This window comes from Kitasatospora sp. NPDC052896 (assembly GCF_044547075.1).
Taxonomy (GTDB): Bacteria; Actinomycetota; Actinomycetes; order Streptomycetales; family Streptomycetaceae; genus Kitasatospora.
The window spans coordinates 62,079-88,910 of the sequence record NZ_JBITZU010000019.1 but is presented as its reverse complement, the minus strand read 5'-3'; the positions used below and the strand labels follow the sequence as shown (position 1 = coordinate 88,910).

At 68.7% G+C, this 26,832-nt stretch carries 23 protein-coding genes and 1 pseudogene; 13 read left to right on the top strand and 11 right to left on the bottom strand.

Annotated features, from left to right (window positions below):
- The first annotated feature begins 24 nt into the window (after nt 1-24).
- Genes ACIGXM_RS28210 through ACIGXM_RS28195 form a run of 4 tightly spaced genes read left to right on the top strand, consistent with a single transcriptional unit; the run spans nt 25 to nt 772 of the window.
- Nucleotides 25-201, top strand: a complete 177-nt coding sequence (locus ACIGXM_RS28210; RefSeq protein WP_396565664.1) for a hypothetical protein — start codon at nt 25-27, stop codon at nt 199-201.
- Between the two features lie 12 nt (nt 202-213).
- Nucleotides 214-420 (top strand): hypothetical protein, encoded by a 207-nt coding sequence (locus tag ACIGXM_RS28205; RefSeq protein WP_396565662.1) that lies wholly within the window; start codon nt 214-216, stop codon nt 418-420.
- Complete coding sequence (locus ACIGXM_RS28200; RefSeq protein ID WP_396565660.1) at nt 414-518, top strand: bifunctional ornithine acetyltransferase/N-acetylglutamate synthase; 105 nt, start codon at nt 414-416, stop codon at nt 516-518. The genes ACIGXM_RS28205 and ACIGXM_RS28200 overlap by 7 nt, the downstream gene beginning before the upstream one ends.
- A gap of 29 nt (nt 519-547) precedes the next feature.
- Nucleotides 548-772 (top strand): DUF2277 domain-containing protein, encoded by a 225-nt coding sequence (locus tag ACIGXM_RS28195; protein ID WP_396565659.1) that lies wholly within the window; start codon nt 548-550, stop codon nt 770-772.
- 125 nt (nt 773-897) lie between these two features.
- Here the strand turns inward: ACIGXM_RS28195 and ACIGXM_RS28190 are convergent, their stop codons facing one another.
- The 3 genes from ACIGXM_RS28190 to ACIGXM_RS28180 form a co-directional block, all read right to left on the bottom strand.
- Nucleotides 898-6,387: a LamG-like jellyroll fold domain-containing protein gene (locus ACIGXM_RS28190; protein WP_396565657.1), complete on the bottom strand. Its 5,490-nt coding sequence runs from the start codon at nt 6,385-6,387 to the stop codon at nt 898-900.
- A 196-nt stretch (nt 6,388-6,583) separates the two neighbouring features.
- The gene (locus ACIGXM_RS28185) at nt 6,584-6,715 is read right to left on the bottom strand and encodes a hypothetical protein (protein ID WP_396565655.1); all 132 of its coding nucleotides are present in this window, start codon (nt 6,713-6,715) and stop codon (nt 6,584-6,586) included.
- 398 nt (nt 6,716-7,113) lie between these two features.
- On the bottom strand, nt 7,114-7,356 hold the full coding sequence (locus tag ACIGXM_RS28180) for a hypothetical protein (RefSeq protein ID WP_396565653.1): 243 nt from the start codon (nt 7,354-7,356) through the stop codon (nt 7,114-7,116).
- Between the two features lies 1 nt (nt 7,357).
- Between ACIGXM_RS28180 and ACIGXM_RS28175 the strand changes: the two genes are divergently transcribed.
- Nucleotides 7,358-13,885 carry a polymorphic toxin-type HINT domain-containing protein gene (locus ACIGXM_RS28175; protein ID WP_396565651.1) on the top strand — a complete coding sequence of 2,176 codons (6,528 nt, stop codon included), beginning with the start codon at nt 7,358-7,360 and terminating at the stop codon, nt 13,883-13,885.
- 598 nt (nt 13,886-14,483) lie between these two features.
- Here ACIGXM_RS28175 and ACIGXM_RS28170 read toward each other — a convergent pair.
- Nucleotides 14,484-14,663, bottom strand: coding sequence for a hypothetical protein (locus ACIGXM_RS28170; protein WP_396565650.1), 180 nt, complete (start codon nt 14,661-14,663; stop codon nt 14,484-14,486).
- Nucleotides 14,664-15,254: 591 nt separating this feature from the next.
- Here ACIGXM_RS28170 and ACIGXM_RS28165 point away from each other — a divergent pair.
- From ACIGXM_RS28165 to ACIGXM_RS28145, 5 genes are all read left to right on the top strand, one after another.
- Nucleotides 15,255-16,502 carry a helix-turn-helix domain-containing protein gene (locus ACIGXM_RS28165; RefSeq protein WP_396565648.1) on the top strand — a complete coding sequence of 416 codons (1,248 nt, stop codon included), beginning with the start codon at nt 15,255-15,257 and terminating at the stop codon, nt 16,500-16,502.
- A gap of 194 nt (nt 16,503-16,696) precedes the next feature.
- Nucleotides 16,697-17,044 (top strand): hypothetical protein, encoded by a 348-nt coding sequence (locus tag ACIGXM_RS28160; protein ID WP_396565646.1) that lies wholly within the window; start codon nt 16,697-16,699, stop codon nt 17,042-17,044.
- Nucleotides 17,044-17,295: a hypothetical protein gene (locus ACIGXM_RS28155; RefSeq protein ID WP_396565644.1), complete on the top strand. Its 252-nt coding sequence runs from the start codon at nt 17,044-17,046 to the stop codon at nt 17,293-17,295. Before ACIGXM_RS28160 ends, ACIGXM_RS28155 begins: the two co-directional genes overlap by 1 nt.
- A gap of 196 nt (nt 17,296-17,491) precedes the next feature.
- Complete coding sequence (locus ACIGXM_RS28150; protein WP_396565643.1) at nt 17,492-17,800, top strand: hypothetical protein; 309 nt, start codon at nt 17,492-17,494, stop codon at nt 17,798-17,800.
- A 5-nt stretch (nt 17,801-17,805) separates the two neighbouring features.
- The gene (locus ACIGXM_RS28145) at nt 17,806-18,195 is read left to right on the top strand and encodes a hypothetical protein (RefSeq protein ID WP_396565641.1); all 390 of its coding nucleotides are present in this window, start codon (nt 17,806-17,808) and stop codon (nt 18,193-18,195) included.
- 273 nt (nt 18,196-18,468) lie between these two features.
- On the opposite strand, the pseudogene ACIGXM_RS28140 reads toward ACIGXM_RS28145, so the two are convergent.
- Nucleotides 18,469-19,038: pseudogene (locus ACIGXM_RS28140) on the bottom strand (site-specific integrase); the annotation flags it as partial.
- 104 nt (nt 19,039-19,142) lie between these two features.
- On the opposite strand from ACIGXM_RS28140, the gene ACIGXM_RS28135 reads away from it, so the two are divergent.
- The gene (locus tag ACIGXM_RS28135; protein ID WP_396565639.1) at nt 19,143-20,369 is read left to right on the top strand and encodes a helix-turn-helix domain-containing protein; all 1,227 of its coding nucleotides are present in this window, start codon (nt 19,143-19,145) and stop codon (nt 20,367-20,369) included.
- Between the two features lie 179 nt (nt 20,370-20,548).
- Entirely contained in the window at nt 20,549-20,884 is a 336-nt protein-coding gene (locus ACIGXM_RS28130; protein ID WP_396565637.1) for a hypothetical protein, read from the top strand.
- A 729-nt stretch (nt 20,885-21,613) separates the two neighbouring features.
- Here the strand turns inward: ACIGXM_RS28130 and ACIGXM_RS28125 are convergent.
- From ACIGXM_RS28125 to ACIGXM_RS28100, 6 genes are all read right to left on the bottom strand, one after another.
- A complete protein-coding gene (locus tag ACIGXM_RS28125; protein ID WP_396565635.1) occupies nt 21,614-22,498 on the bottom strand; it encodes a hypothetical protein in 885 nt (294 codons plus the stop codon).
- A gap of 229 nt (nt 22,499-22,727) precedes the next feature.
- Entirely contained in the window at nt 22,728-23,351 is a 624-nt protein-coding gene (locus ACIGXM_RS28120) for a TIGR03086 family metal-binding protein (protein WP_396565633.1), read from the bottom strand.
- Between the two features lie 11 nt (nt 23,352-23,362).
- Nucleotides 23,363-23,662 (bottom strand): DUF6158 family protein, encoded by a 300-nt coding sequence (locus ACIGXM_RS28115; protein ID WP_396565631.1) that lies wholly within the window; start codon nt 23,660-23,662, stop codon nt 23,363-23,365.
- A gap of 20 nt (nt 23,663-23,682) precedes the next feature.
- Nucleotides 23,683-24,189, bottom strand: a complete 507-nt coding sequence (locus ACIGXM_RS28110; RefSeq protein ID WP_396565629.1) for a hemerythrin domain-containing protein — start codon at nt 24,187-24,189, stop codon at nt 23,683-23,685.
- A 162-nt stretch (nt 24,190-24,351) separates the two neighbouring features.
- Nucleotides 24,352-24,573 carry a DUF3040 domain-containing protein gene (locus tag ACIGXM_RS28105; RefSeq protein WP_396565627.1) on the bottom strand — a complete coding sequence of 74 codons (222 nt, stop codon included), beginning with the start codon at nt 24,571-24,573 and terminating at the stop codon, nt 24,352-24,354.
- Nucleotides 24,574-24,671: 98 nt separating this feature from the next.
- Nucleotides 24,672-25,751 (bottom strand): ATP-dependent DNA ligase, encoded by a 1,080-nt coding sequence (locus tag ACIGXM_RS28100; protein WP_396565625.1) that lies wholly within the window; start codon nt 25,749-25,751, stop codon nt 24,672-24,674.
- A 73-nt stretch (nt 25,752-25,824) separates the two neighbouring features.
- Here ACIGXM_RS28100 and ligD point away from each other — a divergent pair, with 73 nt between their 5' ends.
- A complete protein-coding gene (gene ligD, locus ACIGXM_RS28095; protein WP_396565623.1) occupies nt 25,825-26,832 on the top strand; it encodes a non-homologous end-joining DNA ligase in 1,008 nt (335 codons plus the stop codon).

Here is a 26,832-nt window from a genome sequence, read left to right as displayed (position 1 = left end):
TACCTATGCAGAGGCGGGAGGGTCATGGACCTGCCCAAGGGCTTCCGGTCCCGGACCGCCAACCTGGGACTCAAGGAGGGCGGCGCCGACGACTTCGCGCTGGTGGTCTCCGAGGTGCCGGCGGTGTCGGCCGCTGTCTTCACCAGGTCGCGGTGGGCCGGGCCCAGCGTCCGGTTGAGCCGGGCCTCAGCCGGCCGGTAGGACGCCCGTGGCATGGTGGCGATCTCCCGCAACGCCGAGGAGGTCCGCCGGCTGGCCGCTGAGCCGGCCGGGGTGGCGCCGGAGCAACTGTTGATCGGTTCGACCGAGGTGATCGGCCGCCGCTATCCGATGGACCAGATCCGGGCCGGATTGGCGGCACTCGACCGGCCGCTCGGCGAGGCCGACTTCGCGGCCACCTGTCCGGCCCGGAGGTGCTGATCGGGGTCGACCTCGGCCTCGGCGACGCGGAATTCACCGTCTACGGCTGCGACCTGACCCCCGGGTACGTCGAGCTGAACTCCGGCTACACCACGTGACCGGCCGCCCACGGGCGCAGACTGGTGGTATGTGTCGCAGCATCAAGACCCTCCGCCCGCCGGTGACACCCGAAGTCACCGACTCCGACATCCAGGCGGCGGCCCTGCAGTACGTGCGCAAGGTGTCCGGGTTCCGGGCGCCCGCCGCGCACAACCGGCTGGTCTTCGACCGGGCGGTACTGGCGGTCGCCGAGGCAACCCGGGAACTGCTGGCCGACCTGGAAGTGCGCGGCGCGCCCGCGGTCCGGCGGTGATACGCCGCACCCAACCGCTGTGCCTCCGCTCCGCAGCCCGAAGAAGCCGGTGGCCCTGCTTCCCGACTGTGGTGTCGGAAAGCAGGGCCACACTGGCAGGCGCGGTCGTTCGGCCTGCGGATCGGTCAGTGGATGGGGGTGACCTGAGCAGCGACGGCGAAGACCTGGGGGTCACTCAGAGCGTAGTTCCAGACTTGGACGTCGCTGACCGTGCCAGGGAAGAAACCGGTCTGGGCGCCGTTGACCAGGCCCGAGCCGATGGTGAAGCTTCCACTGGCTGCCCAGGGTGTGACATTGAACTGAAGGGGGTACATGGAACAGCCGTCGGGGTAGAGCTTCGCGGTCTGGTCACTGGCGTTGTAGCTGATCACGATGTTGCTCCAGTAGCCCGGTATGAAGTCATTGGCCATCGCCATGCAGGCGGGCGTCCCGACCGTGGTCGCGTTCGCGGTGTCACTGCTGGTGAAGTCGAGGCACCATTCCTTCTGTGATGCGTTGTACTGGAGGGAGAAGCTGGAGCCCTGGGTGCCGTTCTGGGCGAGCACCGTGGCGTTGGCGGTCGGCGTGGAGCTGAAGTTGACCCAGGCGGAGACTGTGAAGCTGCCAGTGGTGTTGACGACGGGGCCGCTGGTGGCAGCGTAGCCGCTGGTGCCGTTGGGGTTGAGGACAGTGCCCCTTGTCGGATCGGTGGTCCAGGTCGCGCCGCCGTTGAGGGTGGCGGGGTTCTGGCCCACGGCGGGGTTGGCGGCCAGATAGGCGTTGCCGGTGCTGGAAGCAGTGTCCGCCGCGGTGGTGCTGGAGTTCCCGTCGTCGAGTGGCCAGGTGTCCTGCGCTCCGAGCATGGCGGAGGCGAGGGCAGCGTAGCCGTCGGTGGTCAGGTTGACCTGGTCGGTGGAGACGGCTGCGCTCGGATTGAGTTTGATCTCGCCGTTGGTGGTGTCGGGGATGCCCAGAGTCTGGTCAGAGTCGATGTAGCTGAGCGCGGGGGTGCTCCAGGGACCCATGTTCAGGGGGTAGCCGCCGCTCAGCCACTGGTTGACGGTGGTGCGGTACTTGTCGACGGTGCTGGTGCAGGGGTCGTTGGTGCCGCTGCCGGTCGCCTTGTCGCCGGCGTAGCCGTCGCAGGGTGTCAGTCCGACGGCTATGACGTTGATGTCCGAGGCCTGAAAGTAGGTCAGCAGCTGCGTGTAGCCGTTGCTGGTGAGGTTGTCGGAGGTTTGTCCGTTGAGGACGTCTTCGAGGCCCTCGTCGAGGACGACGGTGTTCAGGCCGGGTTGGTCAAGGATGTCGCGATCGATTCGGGACAGGGCAGAGGGACCGCCGGTGCCGAGGTTCGTGCTCTCCGGATAGTCCTTCATGATCTGGTTGGCCTCGATTCCCTCGTCGACGGTGCCGTAGGGATTGGGCACGGAGGGCTCGGCGCTGGCAAGGTCGGCGGCGAGGTGGTCGGCAGTGGTGGCATTGACCGGGGTGGTGCCGGGCTGGCCCGGGTCGATCATGCCGTCGCCGAGGACCGCCTGGGTGGGGATGCTGTTGGTGGTGACGTCCAGGTCTGTGAGGAATTCCGTGTAGGAAGCACTCCACACGGCACCTGTGCCGGTGAAGGCGGTGTTGCTGGTGTCGGCACTGTGATCGCCGGAACCGGGTGGGGACAGGAATGAGAACGCGCTGTTGGACCAGGGGTTCATCGGCATGTAGGACATCGGGTTGGTGAAGTCGAAGGAGACCAGCAGGTACTGGTTCGCGCTGACGGTGAACGCCAGTGGGTCGCTGTACACCATGCCCCCTTGAGGGACGGTGACGCCCGCGTTGCCGCCGAACTTCAGGTCCGTCGTGGTGCCACTTGGGACGGGGTTGTCAAAAGCGGAAGCGACGGCGACGGTCGCGTGTGCGATCACCAGGGGGTTGGTGGCCAGCGCGTCGTCGAGCTTGATACGCAGGGTGTTTCCGGAGATGGAGGGCTGGAGCTCGATGCGGACGGTCTGGTTTCCGTTGGTCTGACCGATGCTGTAGACGCCCTCGGTCGGGCTGCCCCAGGCGCCGGTCCAGGTCTGGCCGTTGGGGGCGGGTGTGGTGGTGCCGTTGGTTTCGGCGGTGCCGGTGGTGGTGTTGCGGGTGGAGAGGCCGAAGATGTGCAGGCCCTGGGTGGTCGGCTGGCTGCTCACGTCGGGAAGGGTGACTGAGGCGATGGTCTTGCCGGGGGTCAGCGGGACGGAGAAGGGGTAGATCTTGGGGCTCTCGGCGGCGTTGGAGATCTGGCCGGAGGGCTTGTTCCAGTGGGTGAGGCCGACGGCGGCCAGTGAGGCGGGGCCGGTGATCCAGTCCGGGGTGAGCAGGTAGTAGTACTGCGTGGTGCCGTCGGTGTAGGTGATGGTGCCCTTGGCGGGGCAGTAGGCGGACGGGTTGGTGGAGTCGAAGCAGTAGGTGCCCGAGACGGCGGTGCCGGTGGGGACGTAGGGGGCGGCGGCGTTGGTGACCGAGCCGGGGTCGGCGAGGTTGGTGTTGGTGGAGGTTGCCAGGAACATCAGTGCGCTGCCGCTGCTGGCGGGTGCCTGCGGGTTCATGGTGATGGTCTGGTTGGCGGCCAGGACGTTGTCGTTCTTTCCGTTGCCGAAGGTGGGGAGGGTGAAGGTCGCGCCGTCGATGGTGACCGTGCCGCCCGGGTTCCAGCCGGCGTTGGTCAGGTCGGTGGCGGAGAAGCTGGCGTTCCCGTCCGCCGCGCCGAGGCCCATGTTGGAGTCGGGGCTGATCGCGGTGTTGTCGAAGCAGGCCGCGAGGCTGGCGCAGGTGGTGTTGGCGTGCGCGGCGGCCAGGAAGTGGTAGGCGCTCATCGCGGAGAGGTCCCCGGCGGCGTCGACCGCGGCGGTCCACAGCGTGTGCGGGCCCGGTGACGGCGGGGTGATGTTGACGGCGGCGGAGGCACCGACGGTGTTGACCTCGGCCGCGGTCAGTGCGCGGGGGTAGGTCTGGATGTCGCTGATCAGGCTGTTGGCGTAGCTGGTGTAGCTGCCCGAGGAGATGCTGCGCCCGATCTGCAGGTCACCGGTGGCGTTCCAGGGGGTGGCGGTGAAGGAGCCGCTGGCGGCGAGGGTGCCGTTGACGTAGAGCTGCATCTGCTGGGTGGCGGCGTTGTAGACGCCGAGCACGTTGGCCCAGTTGCCGACGGTCGGGCTGTTGACGCCGGTGGTGGGGCCGTAGATGGCGGTGAGGCTGTTGGTGGTGACGTCGGCGGAGTTGAGGCCGAAGGCCCAGGCGTGTGCCCAGCTGGAGTAGTAGATCTGGAAGTTGGAGGAGTTGCTGCCCGACTGGGAGACGAGGGCGAAGCCGTTGGCGAGGCTCGACGGTTTGACCCAGGCGGACACGGTGAAGCTGGTGTTGGTGGTGAGGACGGGTGCGGTGGTGGCGCCGTAGCCGGTGGAGCCGTCGAAGGCGACGGTGGTGCCGCGGGTGGGGTCGTTGTTCCAGCTGGCGCCACCCTGGTAGGTGACGGTGTGGCCGTTGCCGCTGGAGTCGGTGCTGGTGTTGCCGTTGCCCTCGTTCATCTGCCAGCGGCCGACCGGGGCGCTCACGGCGGAGCCGGTGACGGTGGCGGTCTGGTTGGCGGGGGTGTTGCTGGTGGCGGGCTGCTGGTCCAGGCCGTAGATGATCTTCGTGGCGGGGGCGCCGCTTCCGTCGGTGGACCCGTCGATGGTGAACGGCGCGCTGGTGCCCGCCGCCGCACCGGTCGGTGCGCCGGGGGTGTCGGTGCTGGGGTAGGTGGTGTTGGGCTGCGTGGTGGGGTTGTTGGGGCCGTTGGGTTCGGCGGAGAAGTGACAGGTCGGGGACCAGCCGGACCAGGCCTCGCCGTCGGTCACCTGGACCTGCCAGTCCACGGACTGCCCGTTGCTGAGCGAGGAGATGAACGAGGACGGCAGCGAGTAGGTGGCGGTGCTGCCGTTGGCCTGGTTGTCACCGGACTGGCCGGTCGCGCTGGTGGAGGAGCCGTCCACCCAGTACTTGAAGCTGGCCTGCAACGCGTCGCCGTCCGGGTCGGAGACGTGGGCGCGCAGGACCGGGGTGTTGGAGGCGATGGTCTTGCCGATGAGGGGGTAGGGGGTGGTGGTGGCACAGCCCGCGTTGTCGGCGCCGGTGACGGCGGACAGGTCGCTGGTGCCGGGGGTGTTGGGGTGCTGGTTGTAGAAGATCTGCAGGGTCGGGTTGTCGGAGAAGCGGGAGAACCCGAGGTCGCTGTGGGAAGCCTCGTCGTTGTCGTCGGTGAGGGCGGCGGTGAACTGGCCCCAGTGGCCGGAGGCGGCTTGGGTGATCGGTCCGGTGACGCTCAGGCCGTTGCTGACCGAGCCGTTGCAGGCGGGGCCGAAGTTGGCGCTGGAGATGCTGCCGCCGTAGCCGGGTTGGTTGTTCCAGCTGGTGCCGGACCCGATGCCGCCGGCCCAGTGCAGGTTGACGGTCTGCGTGGTGCCGCAGGAGGCGGAGTAGACCTTGGTGGCGTCGACCGTGGCCGACTGGATGTCCGCGCCCCAGATCAAGGTCGGCAGCTGCCACTGGTAGTAGGTGCGCATGATGCCCTGGCAACTGCTCCAGCCGTTGACACCGACACCGAGCTGACCGCCGTCACCGGCCGAGCCGGTGTTGTCGTAGAGCGAGACGCCGTTGCACGGCGAGCCCTGCTTCACCTCGTCGAACGCGGGCGAATTCGAGGAAGCCGGGTGCCAGTTGAAGGTCGGGTCGATGAAGGCGGGGAACACCGTCGACGGATCGGTGAGGAACTTCGCGTCGGGAGTGAGGGTGAGAGAGGTAGCGCTCGCCTTCGCACCGACCAGCGCGATCCGGGCCGCGACACCGGGATGCGCCGCATCCGAGGCGTCCGGGGTGACCTCCGCGCCGGCCTTGGCTGACCTGGAACTTGGCGAAGCACTGCCGGGAAGGGGCGTGGTGTTGGAGTCCCACATCACCGGGGTACCCGACTCGAGCACCGCGCCGCCTGCACCACCGGTGATCGAAACACCGCCCTGCGCCTTGGAGTCGGCGACCTTACCGCCCACCATCTGGGTGGCCAGCTTCAGCGACGCCAGCGCCGGGTTCTTCGCCGCCTGCGCGTTCTTCACCACCAGCACGTCACTGAAGCCACCACTCGCGGTCGCCGACAGCACCAGGTCCGCACCCGGGAGCACCTCGGCGTACGTCGCACTGTTCCCGCTCACCGCGGGAACGGGCAGCGCACCCGGCCAGGACACCGAGTACCGGCTGTCGCCCGAACTGGTCACCACCAACGGCCCGTTGCCACCATCCGAGAAGCTGACCGACCCGTACGCGGTCGCCACCGGCGACAGACCACCGTTCCCATTCCTGCGCAGTGAGGTGTCAACCGGCCGCCAGGAACCGGACATCTTCGTCCGCACCGGCTCCGGATTACCCGTCAGCGCGAACCCACCCTTGGGCTGCGCCACCACCTGCTGCGTCTCGGTGGTCAGCGCATCCACCACCACCGGCCTACCAGCGGCATGAGCCTGAGCCGCAGCCGCGGCCATCGCCTCCTGCTCGGCAACCGTCGACCCCTCACCGCCCTGCATCGGCGTCAGGTTCTTCGGCTGCGCCGGTGTCGGTGGCGCAGCCACCGGACGTGGCGTAGCCGCCTTGGCCCCCGCGGGAGAACCCTGGGACGCGGGGGACGAGGCCATGGCAACCGGCGCGACACCGAGCACGCTGGAGGCGATGATCCCCAGCGTCAGAAATGTCGCTGATTTTCTCCCGACTATCCGATGCCTATTTCTCATGGAACTTTTGCTGGGCATATTTTTCCTCTTTGCTGGATCATTGCGCAATGATTTTTGAGTGCTGCCCGGTGGTGCCGTAAATCGCGACGATACGGCGTCGGTGATCACCGGGCAAGGCTGGCCAAGTGCAGCGGGTCTGGCCTGATTTGCCCTGCAGGAGTGCGGTCATGACTGCTATGTAGGGCTTCTGACATGCCGTCCGGCTTTGGGTGTCAATGGTCGTCACATCGTCTATGTCCGATTCGGTCGAGGCCCCTTGAATTCTGGATATCTATTTTCATGGAGGTGACTTCTCTGATACCGTCCGGCCGCGATCGGCAGGCCGATCATTCGGGTGGAGGGGTGGGGCATGGTGGCGTTCGGTATAGGTCTGAAAAGTTGGGCCAGCAGAGTGCGAATATCCCGCACAAGGGCCGTGCGTACCACGACCGTCGCGGTGGCGGCGGGTGCGCTTGTTGCCGGGGCGCTGTCTGCTGCGCCGGTCGCACTCGCGGCCACGCCGACCGGGCGCACGGCGCCGGGTGTGGTGCACGACAAGTCGATCCCGGTGACGGCCGTCAAGGGCCACTACCAGCAGCCGAAGGCGATGCCGCAGTGGAAGGCGCCGAAGGCCGCCTGGCCGTCGGGGAGTTCGGACGCGGTCCTGACCCCCTTCGGTTCGAAGGCTGGCGGACAGGCGCCGGCCAGGGCGCAGGCCGGGTCATTGCCGGTGTGGATCGCCCCGGCGGCGGGGCGTCCGCAGGGTGCTCCGCTGTCGCCGTCCGCGATGACGGCTGCGGCGGCATCCACGCCCTCGGACGTGCGTGTCACGGTGGCGCCTCGTCAGGCCGCTTCGGCGGCGGGCGTGAACGGCGTGCTGCTGTCCGTGCAGCGCGATGACGCTTCCGGTGCCGCTGGTCCGGCGCACGTCTCACTGTCGTACAGCCAGTTCCAGAACGCCTTCGGTGGTGACTGGGGCTCGCGGCTGGGTCTGGTGCAGCTTCCCGCCTGTGCGTTGACGACGCCTACTGTGGCCGCGTGCCGGACGGAGACGCCGGTCGGTTTCCACAACGACGTCAAGAACAAGACGTTGGAGGCGGATGTCACGGTCCCGCCGGCCACGCAGGGCGCAGGCAAGTCCGCGCCGATGGCGGCTGCGGCGAGTGAGTTCGCCGCCGTGCCCACGGCGGCGCCGATGGTGCTGGCGGCGACCGCTACCTCGTCCTCCAGTGCGGGCGGTGGTGGTGGTGACTTCACGGCCACCAGCCTGAAACCGTCGGGCTCCTGGCAGGCCGGTGGTGCTGCGGACTCGTTCGACTGGTCCTACCCGTTGCCGACCCCCTCGGTGCCGGGCGGGCTGACCCCCGACCTCGGGCTGTCCTACGATTCGCAATCCCAGGACGGGCTGACGTCCTCCACCAACAACCAGGCCTCCGAGGTGGGTGACGGCTGGCAGTTGCCGCAGTCGTTCATCGAGCGGTCCTACGCCTCGTGCAGCCAGAACCCGGCCGGTCCGACCCAGACCTCGGACAACTGCTGGTCGAACAACAACACGCTGACGTTGTCCTTCAACGGCTCCACCACGACGTTGGTCAAGGACGACGCCACCGGCACCTACCGCGCCCAGGACGACTCCAACGACCGGATCGAGTACCTCACGGGTGCCTCGAACGGTGCGCAGAACGGTGAGTACTTCCGGGTCACCACGACCGATGGCACGCAGTACTACTTCGGGTTGAACCAGCTGCCGGGGTTCGCGTCGGGTGATGCGACGACGAACTCGGTGTGGACCGAGCCGGTCTACGCGACCGCATCCGGGCAGCCGTGCTACAACGCGACGTTCGCGAACTCCTGGTGCCAGCAGGCCTATCGGTGGAACCTCGACTACGTCGTGGACACTCACTCCGACGCGGTCTCCTACTTCTACAACACCGAGCAGAACTACTACGCAGCCGACCTCGGTACCACCGCCACCGCTCTCTACACCCGTGGCGGCTATCTCTCGAAGATCCAGTACGGTCAGCGGGCCGGCCAGGTCTACTCGACCCAGCCTGCCGGCCAGGTCTTGTTCACCGTCAACGGGCGCTGCAACACCTCACCGACCGGCTGCGCCACCTCGACCTTGAACAGTTCGACGGCGTCGAGCTGGCCGGACATCCCCTACGACCTGAACTGCGCGAGTGGCGTGACTTGCCAGATGACAGCGCCGTCGTTCTGGTCGGAGTACATGCTGACGGGTATCCAGACGCAGGCGCTGGTCGGGAGCACCGAGACCAACGTCGACTCCTGGGCGCTGACCTACTCGTTCCCGGCGACCGGGGACTCCACCACGCCTTCACTGTGGCTGAGTTCGATCACCCACACCGGTCAGGACACCTCGGCGGGTGGTTCCAGCAGTGCGATCAGCCTGCCGGCGGTGACCTTCACCGGAACTCCGCTGTCCAACCGCGTGAACGTCACGAATGGTTACCCGCCGATCACCCGTCAGCGCCTCACCGGGATCACCACCGAGACCGGTGAGACCATCACGGTCAACTACTCGGCTCCCGCGTGCGCGAGCGGGACCCCGTCGGACGCTTCGCAGAACACCTCGCTCTGCTTCCCGGACTACTGGACCCCCACCGGGCAGAACTCGCCGATGCTGGACTGGTTCAACAAGTTCATCGTCACCCACGTCACCGAGCAGGACCCGACCGGCGGTTCGGCCAACGACACCATCGTCACCAGCTACACCCCGGTCGGCACACCCGCCTGGCACTACGACGACGACCCACTGACCGCCAGCAACGAGCGGAGCTGGGACCAGTGGCGCGGCTACCAGGGGATGATCGTCTCGACCGGTACCGCCCCGGATCCGGTCACCAAGACCCAGTACACCTACTTCCAGGGCATGAACGGCGACACCCTGCCCAACTCGGGGACTCGTACCGCGACTGTGTCGGACTCCCGTGGTGATCCTGCGGTGACGGACTCCAACCAGTTCGCCGGCCAGACGTACGAGACACAGGTGCTCAACGGCTCGGCGATCGTCACGGACACGATCACCGATCCGTGGACCTCGTCGGCGACCGCGACCCACGCGCTGACCGGCGGGCTGCCGTCCCAGCAGGCGTTCCTGACCGGCACGGCGGACACCAAGGTCTACACCCCGCTGGCCTCCGGAGCGACTCGCACCACCGAGACCGACTACACGCACGACGCCTACGGCCGGGTCACCGCGACCAACGACCAGGGCGACACCTCCACCACCGCCGACGACCTGTGCACCACCGCCAGCTACGCGGACAACACCTCCGCCTGGATCCTCGACAAGCCCGCCGAGTCCAGGACCGTCTCGGTCAACTGCTCCACCACACCGACCCTCCCCGCCAACGCGGTGAGCGACGACCTCACGTTCTACGACTCCTCCACCACCCTCGGCGCTGCCCCCACCGTCGGCGACCCGACGATGACCCAGAAGGTGACCTCCTACAACGGCTCGACCCCGGTCTACACGACCGAGCAGACCACCACGATCGACCAGTACGGTCGCCCCACCGCCGCCTTGGACGCGCTGAACCGCAAGACCACCACCACCTACACGCCGGCCACCGGCGCCGAACCCACCAGCATCGCGGTCACCGACCCGATGAGCCACACCACCACCACGTCCTACGACCCGCTGCGCGACCTGCCGCTCACCAAGACCGACCCGGCCGCCTACGTCACCACCGAGCAGTACGACGCCCTCGGCCGCCTCACCACCGTCTACGAACCCGGCCAGGCCGCGCCGAATCCGCCGAACCTCAAGTACACCTACACAGTCTCCAACACCGGCCCCTCCGTCGTCGACACCTACACCCTCAACGACGACACCAGCTACCGCCAGAGCGAAACCCTCTACGACGCGATGCTGCGGGCCCGCGAGACCCAGACGCAGACCGTGGACGGTGGCCGGACCATCAGCGACACGATGTACGACACCGACGGCTGGCAGTCCGAGACCACCGACCCCTACTACAACTCATCAGCCGTCTCGACCAGTTACGTACAGGCCCAGGTCGGCCAGGTCCCCTCCGAAACCGGCTACAGCTACGACGCCGCGGGCCGCAGGACCGCCAGCATCGCCTACGCGCTCGGCACCCAGACCTGGCAGACCACCACCAGCTACGGCGGCAACTTCACCACCACCGTCCCCCCGGCAGGCCAGACCGCCACCACCACGGTGACCGACGCCCGCGGACAGCAGACCGACCTCATCCAGTACAAGTCCGGCGTCCCGACCGACTACGTCAACGACCCCGCCTCCGACTACACCGACACCAAGTACACCTACACCCCGGCCGGCAAGCAGGCCACCGAGACCGACCCGGCCGGCAACTCCTGGTCCTGGAACTACAACCTTCTCGGCCAGCAGACCGACGCCTACGACCCCGACACCGGCCACACCCAGAGCAGCTACGACGCCGCCGGTCAGCTGATCAGCTCCACCGACCCGCGCGGCAGTCAGACCACGACCGCCTACGACCTCGACGGCCGCAAGACCGCTACCTACGACACCACCAGCACCCAGACCCTCTCCTCGACCAACAAGCTCGCCGCCTGGACCTACGACACGGTGAAGAAGGGCCTGCCGACCTCCACCACGTCGTACTCGGCCGGTGACACCTACACCACCACGGTCCTGGCCTACAACAACCTCGCCAAGCCCGCCGCCACCCGGATGACCCTCACCGGCGAGGGCACCGCCCTGGTCCCCACCTCCGGCTACGTCACCAGCTACGGCTACAGCCTCACCGGCAACCTCACCAACCAGGGCGACCCCGCCGAAGGCGGCCTGCCCGCCGAGAACATCGCCTACGGCTACGACCAGTTCGGCGAACCCACCTCCCTGACCTCCAACGGAGGCGCCTCCTGGGACTACGTCAACGCCGTCGGCTACAGCGAGTACGGCCAACCCCTGCAGTACACCTTCGGCACCTCCACCGGTGAGGTCTGGTCCACCTACACCTACGACCCCCAGACCCGCAACATCACCGACATCCAGACCAGCGCCTCCACCGTCTCCGGCACCATCGACGACCTCAACTACGCCTACGGCAACAGCACCGTCTCCAAGGGCGCCGGCCTGCTGACCTCCACCACCGACAAGCAGAACGCCGACACCACCGTCGACACCCAGTGCTACCAGTACGACTACGCCACCCGCATCCAGCAGGCCTGGACCGCCACCGACAACTGCACCGCCACGCCGGCTCCCGGTAACAGCGGCACCGTCGGCGGACCCGTCGCACCGTACTGGCAGTCCTGGACCTACGACGCGGCCGGCAACCGCACCACCCAGACCGACCACGACACCACCGGCAACACCACCAACGACACCACCACCAGCTACCAGTACCCCACCGCCGGCTCCACCACCGACCAACCCCACACCCTCACCAGCACCACCGCCACCGGCCCCAACGCAGCCGCCAACACAGCCTCCTACACCTACGACGCCTCCGGCAACACCACCGCCATCAACGGCGGCACCCTCGGCAACCAGACCCTCACCTGGACCGACCAGGACAAACTCGCCACCGACACCACCACCGCCGGCACCACCAGCTACGTCTACGACGCCGACGGCAACCAACTCCTGCGCCGCGACCCCGGCACCACCACCCTCTACGCCGGTGATGCCCAACTCGCCCTCAACACCACCAGCCAGACCGTCAGCGGCACCCGCTACTACACCATCAACGGCCAGGCCATCGCCGCCCGCACCAGCACCGGCACCGTCGACTACCTCGCCCCCGACCGCCAAGGCACCGACCAGCTCACCATCAACTCCACCACCCAAGCCGTCACCCGCCGCCAGTACCTCCCCTTCGGCCAAACCCGAGGCACCACACCGACCACCTGGCCCGGCGACACCGGCTACGTCGGCGGCCACAACGACACCACCACCAACCTCGAAACCCTCGGCGCCCGCCTCTACGACCCCACCTCCGGACGCTTCCTCAGCCCCGACCCAATCCTCGAAACCACCGACCCCACCCAGACCAACGGCTACGACTACGCCGGCAACGACCCCGTCACCGAATCCGACCCCACCGGCCAATGCCCCGCCGACCTCTGCGGTATCGGAACCCCCATCGGTGGCACTGGCAGCAGCCCCAGCAACCCCACCCGCTACGTCGACACCGGCCCCGAGGACCCTGACAACCCCGACGCCGGCGAAGTACGCCACGGCGTGTTCACGCCCACCAGCCACAGGTCCAGCAGTGGCAAGAGCAGCAAGCCGTCCTTCAACGGAGCCACCTGCTCACGATTCGGGGTCAACTGCTCAGGCACTCCCAAGGCTCTAACCGGCCGCACGCCGAAGGTAGTCAAGACTGGTGGTCTCGTCTTCGGGTCGGTGGTTCTGACCGGTGTCGACGCCTTGCAAGGCGGCGCCGACCCCGTCACTGACGCCGCCGACGTCGCCGACATCGACGCGCTCATAGCTGAGTTCGGCGACGACGCGGCCAGCGATGCCGGGACAGGAACCTCCGGTGCCTGTAGCTTCACACCCGACACCAAAGTCCTGATGGCCAACGGGTCGGGCAAGCCGATCGATGACCTCATCCCTGGCGACCAGGTGGAAGCGGCCGACCCCACCAACGGTCACGACACCGGCGCTCGCACGGTCACCGATACCTGGATCAACCACGACGACGACCTCGTCGACCTCGAGCTCAAGCTGAAGAACGGCACCACCGAAACCGTCCACACCACCTCCAACCACCCCTTCTGGGACGACACCACCCACACCTGGGTACCTGCCGGCCAACTCACCGCCGGCCACGCCCTGGCCTCGCCCAAGGGCGAGCAGGCCACCGTCCAGGGCATCCGGACCCGCCCGGGCGTCGCGGACATGTACAACCTCACGGTTGCGCAAGTGCACACGTACTATGTACTCGCAGGCACCACGCCGGTCCTGGTGCACAATTGCAACACCAACATTCCAAATGTGGCCCTAGGGACTGAAGATCACGGGCTGGAGGATTTTGCCAACGACAACGGATACACCCACTTCATGGGAGAGACCCGCGATGGCGCACTAGCCAACGTCGGCGATGTCGCAAATTACCATCCGGAGACCCAAATTCACGTGCGTCTTGATGGCTTCAAGATGACTAGCGGAAAGACTGGCGCTACCAACGCTGAGCTATTCGACGACGCCGTCAAGCAGGGGCAGGGAGATAACTGGTATACGACGCAGAGGGAAATGGCGATCCTGGAGCGTGGTTATCGATTTGGGAACCTTGAGCCAAGCAGGCTAACGTTCTATATGGGGGGCGTTGACGTCACCAGTGAAGTTCTTGCAGGGTCCAAGTATCTGGGAGGTTCATAGTGGCGCTTGTAGTCAAGTGGGAACGCCCATTTCGCATGTGGCACTACGCGGTCAGCTACCATCAGCTGCTGATGCGAAGCTTGACTGATGAGTCTCCGACCCGCGTGGATGTCCTCTTCTCCAATGTTCGCTTCTTGCACATGTCCGCCAAGGTTGAGCGTCTTGAGATCCATGTCGATGAAGATTTCTCCCCTCCGGGCGTGGATATCCCTGCCGGGGCTCCAGGGAAATGGTTCATTGTCAATGACGGCGCTGGGTACGTCTATGCGACGCACTGCCAATGGCATGAAGATGACGGAAATGCCATGACTCCGTCTCGATTTGGTCCTCTAAAGAGGACGGATTAATAGATCGCGATTTGATTCTCTGGCGAGAGTTGTGACATTCCGATCTGGCGACCCAGGCTTGAGGTCTCACTAGTCCTCGACAAAGATTGGACTGGCAGTCGGAATGCGCCTCATCTTCCATTCCTTGAGGGAAATTCGGCGCGGGTGCGAATTTTCTCACATTTGACTGGTGAACAGCAGTGAAAGAGGCCCCGTCGGAGCAAATCCGGTGGGGCCTCAGGGATGTCTGACGGCAGTAGTTGACGGCAACGTCAGCGGACGGATGCTGCACAACCTGGCGGGTCGTCACCGTCGTCGGACTCGGCGGTGGTCTCGGAGGGGTTGCGCAGCGCGCGACCAAGTAGGTCGATGGCGTTGCGCTGGAGGCGGAGCCGGACGTGTGCGTACACCGCCGCGGTGACGCCGATGTGCGCGTGTGCCAGCCCGCTCATGGTGGTGGCGAGACCGGCAGGGCCGGAGCTGTTCAGAGTTTCTTTACTGGATCAAGGCGGCCCGCTGTCGCGGGCCGCGCGCGCTCCGGCCCGGCGGGGCCGCCGCCCGCTCCTGTCTCCGCCCCGCTCAGCGGCACCCCCGCCCGTCCGGGCGCGCAACACCAGCGAGAGCGGTCGTGGTCAACATGGCTCTACCTCACCCCAGGCCCTCCCTCCGAGGGGCCCGGGGGCCGAGCACTGGCGCGGCACCGTCGTGGTGAATGGTCGCGGGTCGCGGGTCGTGCCCCTCGCCGGCCGGTCCCCGGAGGCGTACCAGGAACCCCCGGGGGCCGCCAAGGCCGAGCGCAAGCGTCACCGGGTGAGCCTTGGCGGCCCCCGGAGAACCCTGGTCCGGCGAAGCCGCCCGACCGACGAGGGACCCGTCCCGCTCAGGCCCGCAACCTGCCGGAGGCTCCGGCGCAGCGCCGTTCCAGTCAACCGCGTGCCCGGCGCTGCGCGTGGCGGTGGGTCACCGTCCCGGGTGGGTATCTGCCCAGAGAGCCCGGTCAGTTCGCCCACCAGGCGTACCGTGGCGCTGGAGGTGGTGAGCAGATGACGATGGAACTCGCGGACAACGTACGGAAGTACCGGCGCCGCGCCGGAATGAGCCAGGAGGAACTCGCCCACGCAGCGGGCCTGTCCCCGGCGACCGTCCGGAAGGTCGAGCAAGGCGGAACGGTCCGCATGGAGACGCTTCACGCTCTGGCCCGCGCCCTGGGCATCCCCACGGCGGCACTCGTCGCGTCCGACGCGCCGGAGCCCGTGGGACGGGCGGAGGAGCCGAACCGGCTCAACCTCATCCAGCTTCGCGCCGCACTCACCCCGGCGGTGGGGCTCGTGGACCAGGACACCCAGGCCGTGGGCGAGGAACCGAACCTGCGCGCCTACGCCCGAACGGTTCGAGACGCGCGGGTGCTGTACTTCTCCGACAGCTACAAGAGCGTTGCCGCCCAACTGCCCGGCCTGTTGCGGGACGCCGCGCGGGCCGTCGCCCACTACGACAGCGGCGAAGAGCACCAACAAGCCCTGCTCGCCCGAGCCGAGGCGTTGCGCCTGGCCGGCACCTACCTCACGCAGGTGAGGCAGTACGACATTGCCTACACGGCCCTGCGAGGAGCCATCGCGGACGCCCGGGAGGGCGGGGACCTGCTCGCGGCCGGCTCCGGGGTCGGCTGCATGTGCTGGCTGCTGGTGCGGCAAGGCCGGCTGGAGGAGGCGGAGCGGATCGCCGCCCAGAGCATGGTTGTGGTGGAGCCGAAGATCACCGGCGCCGAGCCCGACCACTACGCGGTGTGGGGCGGTCTGGCCATGGAGGCCGCAGCTGCGGCGGCACGCAACAACCGCCCGGACGAGGCCAAGGAGTACCGCAGGGCAGCGCGGGTGGCGGCAACCGCCGTCGGCACGGCGCACCGCAACGTCTCCCGGCACTGGTCCGTCTTCGGACCGGTGACCGCCGCCATCAAGGCACTCGAAGACTCCATGGTCGTCGGGGACGCCCGCGCGGTGGTGCGCAAGGCGGGTGAAGAGGTCGAGCTGTCACCGAGGGCGTGGAAGCGACTGGGCAGGCCCAGCACGAACGACGGGAACCGCTTCACCCTGGACATGGCGCGCGCCCACACGCGAACCGGAGACCTTTCGGCGGCGATGGACGAGCTGATCCGCGCTCGTGAAGCCGCCCCCGAGTGGCTGAGGCACCAGAACTCGGCGGCCGAGACCATGCAGGAGATCCTGAGCAAGCGTAAGCGCACCCTGACCAGCGACATGCGCGAGATGGCCGGCTACCTGGGCGTCGTCGGATAGCTGCTACGCAGCGTGGCAGTTCGCGGACCTTGCGTTGCGATCTGCCCTACTGGGTCCGTGGATTGACGCGTAGTCAGATCGTTACGGTCGCCGTGTCCTGTTCCAGCGACCGAGGCCGGAGATCCACTGTGGGCATGCCGAGGAGCGACGCGGACCGTTTGCGTCGCAGGGAGTTGCACGAAGCGGCATCGGGCATGGCGGGACCCCGCCTGCTGCCATGGACCACCGAGGACGGACGCCCCTGCTACCTGAGCACCGACGGCAAGGGCTACATCTCGACGCTCGCCGACGGCATCGAGACCGTGCAGCTCGGCATGGGCCAGGAGCTGCTGGAGTACGCCCGGGGCATCCTGGCCCCCGGAGCCAAGGCGCAGTCGGCCATCGAATACCGCTGGCTCGCCTGCCGGCTGACCGAGGCCCTGTCGGACGCGCTCAGGGTCGCCCAGTCGCGCGGAGAGCGCATCCCGGCGCCGCAGGAGGAGGTGGCCGAGGAGGGTGAACCCGCGAACGCCAGCCCCCTTCGCGGACGGGAGGAAAGCTGATGGGTAAGGCCACCCGCTACCGCTTCCGCGAGTACCACGTGACCACCGTGACCGACCCCATGGCGCTGCCGACCTTCGAGGCGCTCTGCGTCACCGGCGAAGAACGGAACTGCGCTGCCGCGTCCGGCGAGATGCACACCCCTGAGGAACTCACCCGCTGGATCGCCGGCCACTGTGCGCAGACCGGCCATCAGTCGTACGAGCAGACCACTCGCACCATCGTCCGCGCCGAGCCCGGAGCTTGGCAGTAGGATCACGCGCGCCGCCGTCAGCGAGGGCGATTGGTCTACACATCTGACGGCAGCGGCGACGGCAACAACCACGGACTCCAGCGCACATCCACGGACACCGATGGACCGTCAAACCACCGTTGACCTGCGAAAAAGCAGGTGGAGAGGGGTCGCGTAGCACACGTACTATGTGCTAGCCGGGACCACGCCTGTACTCGTGCACAATACCGGTCCGGGATGCGATCTTAATATTTCACCGCGTCACGAGAAGGCTGGTGATCTCGGCAAGTACACCGAGGGGCAGAAAACTCGGGATCCTGCATCGCAGTGGTATCACGAGTACCTGAGTGAGCAAGAACTTCTGGATGGAGTCAATGAAGCCGAGCCGGGAGATGGAATTCTCGTCTCGCGCGACGGGACGATTCTTGGCGGTCATCACCGCTGGGATGAAATTCAAACAAGGGTCAAAGACGGGCGTATCGACCCGAACGAGCAAATCCGTATTGACGTCCTCGGTGGGGAGTAGTGCTGATGTCTATGATTCATTCAACTGACCCTGACTTCCGCGTGTGTCAGATCAGTTTCGATGCGCTGCTTGAGATCCAGCAGGAGGCGGAGGGCCGTGGCTGGGCGACTCGGTGGACCTCCGTGGACGCACTCCGCAGTCAGGTCAAGGACGAAGCCGTCGTTCTCCAGTCGATGATGCGCGAGGAACGAGGAGGGGCCGTGCGGGCCTACCGCTGCCTCCTGCTGTTCTCGACCGTAGATGGTGGGGATGCTGGTGGAGTTGCTACGATCGATATTGATCCGGCGAGGTTTGAATCGCTGGAGCGGGTCGATCGAGACCCGGATGTTCGGAAGGTGCTTGTCCGGATGTTCTCCCTCGCACTGGGCGGGATTTCGATGATTTCCAAGGAGTAGTGGGCTCTGTCGAGGGTCAAAATCTGGCAGAGCAACTGCGGCTTGAGTCGGCAAAGTTCTCCGTTTCTCGCAGATGGAACATTGGCCTGTTGACGCCCGACGATGCCGCTCACTGGGGAAAGGATTCTGCATCGACATATCAGGATATGTGCGGTTCCTTCCATAGGGCTCAGATGCTCAACTAATGGCCCCATAAAAGACCCGAGAGGCCCCACCGGAATGGTTCTCCGGTGGGGCCTCTCGGGTGTCTGACGGCAGTAGTTGACGGCAACGTCAGCGGACGGATGCTGCACAAAGCGGTGGTTCGTCGCTGTCGTCGGGTCGGGAGGCAGGGGCACGGAGGGCCTTGCCGAGGAGGTCGATGGCGTCGCGCTGGAGGCGGAGGCGGACGTGGGCGTACACCGTGGCGGTCACGCCGATGTGGGCATGGCCCAACAGTTCCTTGATGACGACGAGTTCGACGCCCTGTTCCAGGAGGAGGGTCGCCGCCGAGTGCCGGAGGTCGTGGAAGCGGATGCGGCGGAGCCTGGCCCGGCGGAGCAGGGCGGTGAAGTGCCGGGTGAGCGTGGCCCCTTCGATGGGGGCGCCGTTGGGCCGGGTGAAGACGTAGCCACTGTCCTTCCAACCGTTGCCTGCAGTTTCGCGTTCTTGGCGCTGCTGGTCGCGGTGTTGTTCGAGGGATCGCAGGCACGGCGTGGGCAGCGCGATCCGCCGTTCCGAACTCTGGGTCTTGGTCGGCAGGGCGGTCAGGCCGCCGGTGTTGGTGCGCTGGAGGGTGCGGCGGATGCTGGCGGTTCCGCCGGCCAGGTCGAGGTCTTCCCAGCGGAGGCCAAGGAGTTCGCCGAGCACGATCACCCGGTCGGTTACGGTCGCTCGCTGTTCACACCGGGGTCTTGGCGGGCGGCGTACCGTTGGCAAGGAACGAAGACGCAGGTGCGGGGGTGGCCATGGCGGAGAGCATCGGTGACCGGATCGGGCGGTTGCGCCGACACCGGGGCATGACGCAGGAGCAGCTCGCTGAGGCGTCCGGGGTGTCGGTGGCAACCATCCGGAAGCTGGAGCGCAACGACCGCGAGAGCGCCCGCATGGGCACGTTGCGCCAGCTCGCCCAGGCGTTGGGCGTGAAGACGACGGATCTGATGCAGACCGGCCCGATCGAGGCACCGGTTGCCCCGGAGGTCGACCCGGCTGGGATTCTGGCGATCCGTCGGGTGATCACACCCGCCCGAGGCCTTGGCCGAGTGGCCCATGCCGATGACGCTCACGATGCCCCGACCATCACCGGGGTCCGCGCGTCGGTGCGCGAAGGCAACCGCCTCTACCAGGGTGACGATTACGCTGCCACGCTGGGATCTCTGCCGAGCGTGCTGACCGAGGCCGCCCAGGTCGCTGAACTGGCGGAGGGTGATGCCTGGTTGGCCGCATTGGAGGTGCAGGCGCAGGCGTACCAGCTGGCGGGGTCCACGCTGATCCACCTTCGGCATGACGATCTCGCGTACCAGGCGCTGAACCGGGCCATCGACTTGGCTGAACGGAGCGGCAACCAGGTCCTCGGGGCGTCCGCGGTGGTCTCGTTGTGCTGGCTGCTACTGCGGCAGCGCCGCTTCGACGAGGCCGAAGACGTGGCCGTCGCCACGGCGGACGCCATCGAGCCGTCCTTCCGGCACTCCACCGCCAGCCACCTCGGAACCTGGGGCTGGCTGCTGCTGCGAGGATCGGCGGCGGCCGTGCGCAACAACCGCACCCCGGAGGCGGACGAGATGATCCGGCAGGCCAAGGCCGCAGCCGTCCTGGTCGGCCGGGACGCGATCGACTACCACGAGTACTGGACGACCTTCGGCCCCAACACGGTCGCCATGAAGGAGGTCGAGAACGCCATGATCCTGCGCGAGTACGGCAAGGCCCTCCAACTCTCCGCACAGGTCACCGCACCCGCCCGTTCCACCTCCAACAACCGCAACCGCCACCTGCTCGACCTCGCCGCCGCCCACACCGAACAGCGCGACCACGCGCCGGCCACCGAGATCCTGATGGGCATCAAGCAGGCCGCCCCCGAATGGCTGCGCTACCAGCGATACGCCCGCGACATCGCCACCACCCTCGTCAACCGCCGCAAGCGCGGCCTGTCCCCACAACTCGTCGAACTCGCCGACTTCCTCGCCGTCGAACTCTGACCAGCCCGGCAGAGACACTACGTATCAGATCAACATTGGCTGGTGGGCGAACTGACCCCGCACGTTCCTGGGCCACCCGAACCGGACGCCCGACGATCTCAGTAACCGAACGAACGGCACGGACCGACACAGCGTCACCGACGGTGCCGCGCCGAGCCGAACTGAGATGGGACGAAGAGATGACCAAGCCCGCGAAGCCCACCGCCGTCGTCTACCTGTGCACCGCCAAGGACGAGCCCGTGGTCACCCGGCAGGCGATGTGCGAGCGGATCGCCCGCGACTCGGGCCTGCACCTCGCGGGCGTGATCCACGACGACGAGGGCGCCACCGAACCCGACCAGCGCCGAGGACTCACCTACGCGCTGCAGATGCTCCTCGACGGCGATGCCGACACCATCATCGTCCCTACCGGCGAGATGCTCTCCGTCCTGCCCGACGAGAAGGCCCGAGTCAGCCGGTCCGTGCGGAAGGCCGGCGGCCGGATCATCGTGGCCAGCGAAGTGAGCGCCCGATAGCTCAGCCCGGCTTCTCCGCCCGCGCACAAGGCTCCCGCCTCGGGGCGCAGGGAGCGGGCCTCTCAGCCACCGGCCGTGCCACAGTCCAGCGCGGACACAGCCAGTCAAGTGAACACCGCTGGTGGGCTCGCCGGTTCAGTAGCTCAGCAAGACGCGGCCCGTTGGTGGAGTGCGTCGAAACTTTCCTTACGGGTTCAAGGCAGCCCGCCTGCGCGGGCCGCGCGCGCCCGCAGGCCGAGCCGCCCCGCGCTTCCTGTCTACGCCCCACCACACGACGGCCCGGCCAACTGCGCGCGCAAAAGCGAGGAAGGGCCGGGCAGGGCCCGGTGATGGCCTGGCAGCAGGCCGACGATGGGGCCAGCCCGGGAAAGCGGGATCGGCCAGCATCCGAGCCGCGTCTCCGGGTCGGTACTGACGGAGAGGGCCGACGGGCTCGCCGTCGGCAGGGTGGCCCAACACTGACGCTCCACGGCGGGGCTCAGTGTTCGGGCGCGGGCCGGGCGGCGCATTTGAGGCGGAAGACTCTCTGGAGGATGCAGCTATGGAGGCAGTGCACTTTTCCCCGGGCACCCCGTATCGGCTTGCGCCGATCGACCCTTGCCCCGACGCATGTGAGCCGCTCCTTCCAAGGCTGGGAATAAGGTGCGCGGCGGCCCGGCGGTGAAAGGCTGCCGCCCGCGGTCGGTCCGGAGTGCGGACCGGCCACGGGCGGCGGGTGCTGCTGGTGGGTCAGCCGCGGTTGGCGCGGCGGCGGCTGGCGACCACGGCGCCGGCGCCGAGGGCGAGCAGCGCGGCGCCGCCCGCCCCGACCTCGGTCAGCGCGGTGCCGTCGGTGCCGGTGAAGGCCAGGCTGCTACCGCTGCTGGCCGGGGTGGTGGAGACCGGCGCGACCGACGGGGTGCCGGTCGGGCCGCTGGTGTCGGTGGGCGTGGTCGGCACGGCGGCGGCCGGGGACGACGACGAGGGGCTCGGCGTACCGGTCCCGGTGCTCGTCGAGGGGGAGGGCGAGGCCGAACCGGTGCCCGTGGGCGGCGTGGTGCTCGTCGAGGGGGAGGGCGAGGCCGAACCGGTGCCCGTGGGCGGCGGGGACACCGGCGGGGTGTCGCACTTCTGGCCGCCGTTCCAGTGGGAGATCAGGCCGGTCGGGTACGGCTGGTTCGGGAAGAGCGGCAGCGGCCCGTGCACACCGTCGAACTCGGTCTTGCCGTTGTAGAGGTCGGTCTGACCGAAGCACGGCGGGATGAACTTGCTGATGTCCAGGGTCGCCTGGGGGTGCTTCTTGTTGAGCGTGGCGGTCGCCCAACCCAGGAAGGTCTGCACGCCCGACTTCGCCCAGGTGGCGCCCTGGGTGCTGTAGGAGGCCAGCGACACGTTGTAGTCGCAGCCGTCCTGGGCCTGGCCCACGAGCTTGACGACGAGGCTGGGGTAGGGCTGGGCCATGACGTCGGAGCTGGTCCAGGTCTGGCCGCCGTCGACGGAGTACCTGATGCCCAGCGAGTCGCAGCCGCCACCGGCGACGTGAGCCTGGGCGGTGCCGGCGGTGACGAGCGAGGTGGCCAGGGCTATGCCGGCCACGGCCAGTGCCGGGAGGGCCCGGCGGAGGGGTCGGTGCACGAGGGAAGGCTCCTAGGGAAATGGTGGTGCACGATGTACCCCGACGTGGTCTGCCACCGGGCCGGAATGCCCGGAATCGGGGGTCCGACCGCATCGAGAGCGGTGAGGGTACACGACTCGACCGGGCCACCCGCCGACCGGGTCGGCGCACGACGGCGTCCCCCTGGTGGTGAGCTGATCCATCCTCATCCGGCCCGGTTCGTGAGCCGAGCGTCCCCCTGGCCGGACGTCAGCCGGTCTGCTCCGGATCGAGGGCCGGCCGGCCGCCCGCGCGGCGTCCGAGCAGCGCGAGCAGTCGGGTCAGCGGGTCGGCGTCCGGCGAGGTCTCCAGCGGCGGGTCGAACAGACCGCTCGCCTCCAGCTCGGCCGTGTGCGGCACCAGCCGGTCGAGCGCGAACTCCACCAGCTCGGGTGCCAGATGGGCGTCCCCGCCGCTGGCCCGGGCGAGGTCCCAGGTGTGCACGGCGGCGTCGATGGTCATCTCCGCGCAGTAGTCGAGCGCGCTGGTCACCCCGTACGAGAGCTGGACGGTCCGGTCCAGCGCGCCCGGCGCGTTGAACGCGGCCCGGGCGGCGGCGGCCGCGGCGGTCCAGGCGGCGACCGGGTCCTCGCCCAGCACGTCACCGTCGAACCGGGAGCCCACCTCGGCGATGGTCCGACCGGCCAACAGCTCGGGCGCCCAGAGCTGCTCGGTGGTCAGATGGTCGACCAGGTTGCGGACCGACCAGGCCCGGCAGGGCGTGCCGGCCACCCACTGGTTGCACGCGACCCCGTGCACCCGGCGCCCGAACGAGGCCAGCGCCTCGGCGTGCAGTCGCAGCACCGTCCGCCCGCGCTCGCTGTCGTCGCGCATCGGACGCCGCCTCAGCTCGGAGTGGCCTCGGCCCGGGCCGCCACCTCGCGGGCCCGCGCGCCGGACCGGGTGCGCCCGGCGGTGACCAGCCGGTTCGGGAAGCGCCGCAGGTACTCCGCCTCCAGCTCGGCGGTGCGCTCGGTGTGGTGGCGCAGGGCGTCGTCGGAGCCGTACAGGAAGGTCTCGTGCCTGGTCCGGTGCAGTTGCTCCAGCTCGTGCAGCAGCCGCTCACCCTGCAGGCCGGAGGCGGCGACGCCCTCGTGCGGTTCGGCGCCGTCGGGCGCGGTGGGCGGGGTGTCCGGGAATTCCATGGCGGTCTCCACTTCGGTGCTCAGCGCCCCTGACTCTCCGGTGCCCCGGTGGCGGGGTCGGAAACCGGCCCGGGGTGCGGGCGGGGGGCGGTCTCGCGGACCGCGAGCAGCCGGGTGCCGATCTCCTGCAGGTCCTTGCGGCCGACCCCGGCCCGCACCCGCGGGAACCAGTCCCGCTCCTCCCGTTCGATGTGCCGCTCGACGGTCTCGATCAGGACGCCGACCTTGGCGTCGAACTCCTCCGAGGCCGGGGCCAGTCCGGTGATCTCCGTGCAGAGCAGGTCGGCGAGCTGGTGCTCCTGGCCGCCCTGCCGGATCTCCGGCTCCAGTTCCGGCAGCAGCGCGCCGACCCGCGGGTAGACCACCTCGTCCTCGACGTAGGTGTAGACGGTGACCGCGTGCACGATCTCCTCCGCCAGCTCACCCCTGGCCGCATGGTCGTGCTCGGTGGTGGCCCGGTAGGCCCGGAACAGCTGCCGGATCTCCTTGTGCTCCTCCTTGAGCAGCACGATCGCGTCGCTGGACATCCGCTCTCACCTTCCCGGCTCCGGGTGTCCCCATGACCGATGGTGCCAAACGACGGCCCCGTGCGGGCGGTCGGACAGAGCTGTCCAGGGGACGGGACCGGCTGGGCACGGCCCACTGGACGGGCTGGCCGGGGGATCGGCCCGGTCAGCGGATCGGCCTGGCTAGGGGATCGGCCCGCGCCCGTGCAGCAGCTCCCGCCAGAGCCGGCGCAGCCGGGTCGCGCTGCCTCGCGGTTGGTGGCCGGCGGCCAGCGCGGCGGCTTCGGCCACCCGCTCACGGCTTCGCTGCCACTGGGCGAACCTGCGGGCCAGGGCCGGGTCCTCGGCGGTCAGCCGGGCTTCGATCCGGCGGCTCTCCCGCTCCTCCTGCCACGAGAGGACCATCGTCCTCACCTGCCTCCGTTCCGGTCGGCGGCCGGGCGGTCGTCGGGACCGGCCGGCCCCCCACGGGTCAGTACGGCGCTGATCGGCCGCGGGTTCGATCAGCGGTCCGGTGACAGTCGGTCGTCGAGGAGCTGCGTGAGGTCGTAGCGGACCGGCTCCACCAGCTGGCCGTAGCCGCAGCCGGCGGGCTCCCGGTCCGGCCGCCAGCGCTGGAACCGGGTGGTGTGCCGGAACCGGGTTCCTTCCATGTGATCGTACGCGACCTCGCACACTCGTTCAGGGCGGAGCGGAATCCACTGCGGATCCTTGCCACCGCTCCACCGGCTCGGCGCGCCGGGCAGCCGACCCTCCTGATGGGCGGCCTCCTCGGTCCAGGCGGCCCAGGGATGGCCGGCCGGGTCGGCCATCCGCAGCGGCGCCAGCTCGGTGGCCAGCTCGCGCCGGCGGGCCGCGGTGAACGAGGCACAGACCCCGACGTGCTGCAGCGTGCCCGCCGCGTCGTGCAGGCCCAGCAGCAGCGAGCCGACGCCCTGGCCGTCCTTGTGCTCGCGGTAGCCGGCCACCACGCAGTCGGCGGTCCGGCCGTGCTTGACCTTGAACATCGAGCGCACGCCCGGCCGGTACGGCGCGTCCAGCGGTTTGGCGACGACGCCGTCCAGCCCGGCGCCCTCGAAGCGGTCGAACCACTCCAGGGCCAGCGCGCGGTCGGTGGTGGCGGGGGCGGTGAACACCGGCGCCCGGGCCGGCCCGAGCGCCTCGACCAACGCGGCGCGCCGCGCCGCCAGAGGCTCGTCGGCCAACGAGCGCGCGCCGAGCGCCAGCAGATCGAAGGCGACGAACGAGGCGGGGGTGCGCTCGGCCAGCGTGCGCACCCGGGAGGCGGCCGGATGGATCCGCTCCTGCAGCTCCTCGAAGTGCAACCGCCCGTCGTGCGCCACCACGATCTCGCCGTCCAGCACACAGCGTTCCGGCAGCTCGGCACGGCAGGCGGCGACCAGTTCGGGGAAGTAGCGGGTGAGCGGCTTGGTGGTGCGGCTGGCGATCTCCACCTCCTCGCCGTCGCGGAACACCAGGGCGCGGAAGCCGTCCCACTTCGCCTCGTACTGCATCCCCGCCGGGATCTCGGCCACCGCCTTGGCCAGCATCGGCTCGATCGGTGGCATCAGCGGAAGGTCCATGCCTCGATGGTGGGCCGCTCGGCGGCCGGCTGCCCGCCGGGCGGCGCCGCAGCCGCCGCCCTAGCGTGGAGCCATGGCTGAAGCGGTGGAACTGCGGGTCGGCGAGCGGGCGGTCCGGCTCTCCAACCCCGGCAAGGTCTACTATCCCGGGCCCGGCTACACCAAGGGCGACGTCGCCGAGTACTACCTGGCCGTCGCGGACGCGGCGTTGCGCGGGCTGCGCGACCGGCCGACCACCCTGCAGCGGTTCCCGGACGGGGTCGGGGGCGAGTTCTTCTACCAGAAGCGCGCGCCGAAGAACACGCCCGACTGGCTGCCCACCGCCCGGATCGCCTTCCCCAGCGGCCGGTTCGCCGACGAGATCTGCCCGACCGAGCCCGCCGCCGTGCTCTGGGCGGTGAACCTGGGCTGCCTGACCTTCCACCCCTGGCCGGTTCGCCGCGCCGACCCCGATCACCCCGACGAGCTGCGCCTGGACCTCGACCCGCAGCCCGGCACCGACTTCGCCGACGCGGTCCGGGCCGCGTACGAGCTGCGCGAGGTGCTGGCCGAGTACGGGCTGCGCGGCTGGCCGAAGACCTCCGGCGGGCGCGGCCTGCACGTCTACGTGCCGATCGAGCCGCGCTGGACCTTCGCCGAGGTGCGCGGCTGCGCGATCGCGCTGGGCCGGGCGCTGGAGCGGCGGATGCCCGAGCGGGTGACCACCGCCTGGTGGAAGGAGGAGCGCGGCTCGAAGATCTTCGTCGACTACAACCAGATGGCCCGGGACCGCACCATCGCCTCCGCCTACTCGCTGCGGGCCCGCCCGGAGGCCACCGTCTCCACGCCGCTGGGCTGGGCGGAGCTGGCCGACGCCCACCCGCGCGACTTCACGCTGCGCACGGTGCCGGCCCGGCTCGCCGAGCTGGGGGATCCGTTCGCCGAGCTGGACGGGCACGCGTTCGGCCTGGAGCCGGTGCTGGAGCTGGCCGAGCGGCAGCACCGGGAGGAGGGACTCGGCGAGTTGCCGTACCCGCCGGACCACCCGAAGGCGCCGGGTGAGCCGCGCCGGGTCCAGCCCAGCCGGGCGCGCAGGGACTGA

Bases quoted from the DNA above. Each gene is read 5' to 3' on its own strand.
- ACIGXM_RS28195 (WP_396565659.1), top strand. From the start codon at position 548: ATGTGTCGCAGCATCAAGACCCTCCGCCCGCCGGTGACACCCGAAGTC.
- ACIGXM_RS28210 (WP_396565664.1), top strand. From the start codon at position 25: ATGGACCTGCCCAAGGGCTTCCGGTCCCGGACCGCCAACCTGGGACTC.
- ACIGXM_RS28155 (WP_396565644.1), top strand. From the start codon at position 17,044: ATGGGTAAGGCCACCCGCTACCGCTTCCGCGAGTACCACGTGACCACC.
- ACIGXM_RS28185 (WP_396565655.1), bottom strand. From the start codon at position 6,715: ATGACCGCACTCCTGCAGGGCAAATCAGGCCAGACCCGCTGCACTTGG.
- ACIGXM_RS28105 (WP_396565627.1), bottom strand. From the start codon at position 24,573: ATGGTCCTCTCGTGGCAGGAGGAGCGGGAGAGCCGCCGGATCGAAGCC.
- ACIGXM_RS28205 (WP_396565662.1), top strand. From the start codon at position 214: ATGGTGGCGATCTCCCGCAACGCCGAGGAGGTCCGCCGGCTGGCCGCT.
- ACIGXM_RS28135 (WP_396565639.1), top strand. From the start codon at position 19,143: ATGGCGGAGAGCATCGGTGACCGGATCGGGCGGTTGCGCCGACACCGG.
- ACIGXM_RS28160 (WP_396565646.1), top strand. From the start codon at position 16,697: ATGGCGGGACCCCGCCTGCTGCCATGGACCACCGAGGACGGACGCCCC.
- ligD (WP_396565623.1), top strand. From the start codon at position 25,825: ATGGCTGAAGCGGTGGAACTGCGGGTCGGCGAGCGGGCGGTCCGGCTC.
- ACIGXM_RS28120 (WP_396565633.1), bottom strand. From the start codon at position 23,351: ATGCGCGACGACAGCGAGCGCGGGCGGACGGTGCTGCGACTGCACGCC.
- ACIGXM_RS28170 (WP_396565650.1), bottom strand. From the start codon at position 14,663: ATGAGCGGGCTGGCACACGCGCACATCGGCGTCACCGCGGCGGTGTAC.
- ACIGXM_RS28145 (WP_396565641.1), top strand. From the start codon at position 17,806: ATGTCTATGATTCATTCAACTGACCCTGACTTCCGCGTGTGTCAGATC.
- ACIGXM_RS28165 (WP_396565648.1), top strand. From the start codon at position 15,255: ATGACGATGGAACTCGCGGACAACGTACGGAAGTACCGGCGCCGCGCC.
- ACIGXM_RS28115 (WP_396565631.1), bottom strand. From the start codon at position 23,662: ATGGAATTCCCGGACACCCCGCCCACCGCGCCCGACGGCGCCGAACCG.
- ACIGXM_RS28130 (WP_396565637.1), top strand. From the start codon at position 20,549: ATGACCAAGCCCGCGAAGCCCACCGCCGTCGTCTACCTGTGCACCGCC.
- ACIGXM_RS28100 (WP_396565625.1), bottom strand. From the start codon at position 25,751: ATGGACCTTCCGCTGATGCCACCGATCGAGCCGATGCTGGCCAAGGCG.
- ACIGXM_RS28110 (WP_396565629.1), bottom strand. From the start codon at position 24,189: ATGTCCAGCGACGCGATCGTGCTGCTCAAGGAGGAGCACAAGGAGATC.